Raw genomic sequence first — 3,499 nt, forward strand, 5'->3', positions numbered from 1 at the left:
CGTAGCATTCCCACAGTGATTGATGACGATTTTGGCCTGCGGAACGGTCTTTGCCGCCTGATACATATCGTCCAGTTCTTCCGTACGGTTGCAGCTTTCAAAGAGAAGTCCCGCATCAGCCAATGCTTCCAATCCTTCGATAAAGCTTTTCTGCAGGCAGCGGCCTTTAGGCGATCCCGGCACATGGAGCGGTTCGCGGACACCGGCAATGCCAAGGGGTACGCGCATGTGTGCCGAAAGGGGGGCCCGCATGACTTTGGCCAGCATCTTCGGTTCGTGAAGGCCATAAATGTATTCGTCTTCTTTAAAACGGTCGTCGCAATCGACTTCGATATAGACGCCGCCGAGGAAGTTGACATCGGAGTGGCGACCATAGGCTTTCAGAAGATCTGACACGGCGTAGCTATGAGCAATGGCCGGACAGTCTTTGAGCCAGGGAAGACGAAGTACATCGAGATTCCATATATGGAAATGGCTGTCAATAATATCTAACATAACAATTCTCCTTACTGCTGAACAGCTTTCTTGGCACTGTCATCAGCATGGCAGCCTTTGAAGCCGTACCAGGCAACATAGAGGAAGCATGGGATGAGCAGCAGATACCCGGCAGCTGTATTGACCATATCGGCGACATGACCCATGAAGTACGGCATGATAGCTCCACCGACGATGCTCATGATGATGATACTGGATGCCGTCTTGACCAGATTCTGTGGCAGATTGACAATGCTCAGGGCAAAGATGGTCGGGAAACTGATGGACATGAAGAAAAATACGGCAATGAGAAGGAATACGGCTGTGCTGCCGGAAACGACATTCAGCAGTACGACGAGGACGACGTTAATAGCTGAATACGCACCGAGGATTTTACCAGCACTGAATTTTTTCATAAGCGGTGTCGTTACGACACGGCCAATCAGAAAGGCTACGAGCGCGATACTGAAGAAATAAGCGGCACGGCTGTCGGAAAGTCCCTGCCAGTGTTCAACACTGTAGTTGATGAAGAAGGCACCGGCGCCGACCTGGGCTGCAATGTAGAGGAACTGGGCGAGAGCACCGAGGCGGAAGTGTTTGTAGCTGAACAGCTGGCTATACGATCCATCTCCTTCGGCGGCATCTTCATCCCCGGAAACTTCTGCCCCTTCCGGCAGTTTGTTGACCACGAAAAGGATAAGCATAACGACGACGATAGCAGCAATACCGACATAAACCATCTGTACGTTGTGCATGTTCTGTGAAATATCTGTGCCGCTGGCGATGGACAGGAAGAGCATGCCCCCGATGATAGGCCCTAAGAACTGGCCGATACCGTTGGCGCACTGAGCGACATTCAGCCGGAATGCAGCATCCTTATCACTGCCTAACTTAGTGATATACGGATTGGCATTCGTTTCCAGGCTGGCCAGACCACAGGCGATGATGAAGAAGGCTACGAGGAAAATCTGGAAGCTGTGGGCATTGCTGGCCGGGACAATCAGGAGGGCACCGATAGCATACAGTGCCAGGCCCATCATGATGCCGCCTTTATAACCGTATTTGCGGGCTACGAGAGAAGCCGGCGTGGCGAAAACGAAATACCCGCCGAAATAAGCTGCCTGCAACAGGCCGGAAGTAGCTTTTGTAATCCCCAGCTGGTTCTGGAAATTCTTATTCATGACATCGATCAGGCCATAGCTGAGCCCCCAGAGCAAAAACAGCGTCGTAACCAGGATAAACGCAATCTTTATACTTTTATTGCTTGCACTTGGCATACGTCCTTACCTCCCTGCTGTTAGGTTAACGCACGGTCGAGATGTACATAGCCGCCATCGACGAATACCCACTGGCCCGTCGTATGGGATGATACCGGTGAGAGGAGGAATACCGTATTGTCTCCAATTTCTTCAATTGTCGTAAAGCGGTGCTGGAACGGAATCTTATCGGTAATGACTTTCTTACGGGCTTCCGGATCATCAAAGGTCTTGATCCATTTTGCATACAGCGGAGTCCAGCATTCGCTGACTACGATGGCATTGACGCGGATTTCATATTGAAGGAACGCAGCGGCCCATTCACGGGTCAGGCCCAGGATAGCACCTTTGGCAGCTGCATAAGCACTCGTCTTTCCCTGGCCGGTAAGAGCCGTTTTAGACGTAATATTGAGAACCGATCCTTTGCTCTTAATCAGGTAGGGAAGAGCCGCCCGGACAAGTTCATAATAATGGGTCAGATTACCATGTAGACTCTTTTCAAAATCCTGCCACGACGTTTCTTCAATAGCTTTATTATCGTTGCAACCGGCATTATTTACGACGCCATAAATACCACCGCGGCGTTTTGCCACATCATCAACAATCGGTTTGATCTGGTCGGTGTTGTTGAGGTCGATGAGGTGAAATTCATAATCGGCGCCCATCGCATCCAATTCTTTTTTGAATTCCGGTTTATCCGAACGGGTCAGAATAATGGGAACAGCGCCTTCTTTTACGAGAGAGACTACGATACCGCTGCCAATACCGGCACCACCGCCGGAAACCAATACGACTTTTCCTTTTAACTGTAAATCCATGATATAATACCATCCTTTCTAACCATACCATAAAGTCATTAACTGTTTAACTTTGTTGCGTATCATGCATGATTTTAATTTTTGTTATTCCTTTTGTTCATGCTTATAGTATAGCATTAGGCAAAGTTCTTTACTTGTGTTATACTACCTATTAGTATAATAATTTTATGTCAATTTCGGTTATTTTATTTATTTTTGTTAGTTAACAATGTTAAAATATAACAATTTTATCGTTTGTTTGTGCAATATTACGCATCTGAAGGAGGTATCTGGTCCATTGGAACACGAAAGTTATCATGAAATGATGAAGCGCGGCCGCTTCGATTTTCCCATAGGCTTTTATCATGTTGAAAAATATCATCCCCGCTTTAACATGCCCTATCACTGGCACATGGAATATGAACTCATCCGTATGCTCCGCGGCGGTTTTACTATCTCGCTTAATGAAGAAATGCTGCATCTCGTTCCGGGAGATATCGTCTTTATCCGCGACGGAATCGTCCATGGAGGCGTCGTCGATTCCGATGATACCGCCTATGAATGCCTGGTGTTCGAACCTCCCAAGCTGCTTCATTCAACGAATTATCAATCCAGTGATCTCAATAATCTGCTCAATCATACCTTCAATGTCCGCAATCGTTTTAATCAGGATGATAAAAAAATAGCTCTCATCGTCCGTATACTCTTTGAACAAATGCAACGGGAGAATCCCGGTTATGAATTAATTGTCACAGGCATGCTGTATACGGTATTTGGACTCATCATTCAGGAAAAGCAGTATACGCCTGTAACGAAACAGCCTATAGAAACGAGTCATGTCCAGATGCAGAAATTAAAAAAAGCCTTTCAGCTCATTGATGAAAAATACGCCACGCCGCTGACACTCGCAGATCTTTCTACAGCTGCCGGATTGTCACCGAACTATTTCTGTAAATTTTTCCAGAAAATGAC

At 47.1% G+C, this 3,499-nt stretch carries 4 protein-coding genes; 1 reads left to right on the top strand and 3 read right to left on the bottom strand.

Annotation, left to right across the window (positions count from 1 at the left end; genetic code table 11):
* The 3 genes from DBO31_RS06825 to DBO31_RS06835 all read right to left on the bottom strand — a co-directional run.
* A partial coding sequence (locus tag DBO31_RS06825; protein ID WP_369907362.1) for an amidohydrolase occupies positions 1-495 on the bottom strand: 495 nt, incomplete at its 3' end.
* 11 nt (positions 496-506) lie between these two features.
* On the bottom strand, positions 507-1,751 hold the full coding sequence (gene fucP, locus DBO31_RS06830; RefSeq protein ID WP_059077118.1) for an L-fucose:H+ symporter permease: 1,245 nt from the start codon (positions 1,749-1,751) through the stop codon (positions 507-509).
* Between the two features lie 20 nt (positions 1,752-1,771).
* Entirely contained in the window at positions 1,772-2,548 is a 777-nt protein-coding gene (locus DBO31_RS06835; protein WP_059077119.1) for an SDR family oxidoreductase, read from the bottom strand.
* A gap of 277 nt (positions 2,549-2,825) precedes the next feature.
* On the opposite strand from DBO31_RS06835, the gene DBO31_RS06840 reads away from it, so the two are divergent.
* On the top strand, positions 2,826-3,499 hold a 674-nt coding region (locus DBO31_RS06840), incomplete at its 3' end, for an AraC family ligand binding domain-containing protein (protein ID WP_159897803.1).

Source organism: Megasphaera sp. DJF_B143, from assembly GCF_900320625.1.
Taxonomy (GTDB): Bacteria; Bacillota; Negativicutes; order Veillonellales; family Megasphaeraceae; genus Megasphaera; species Megasphaera hexanoica.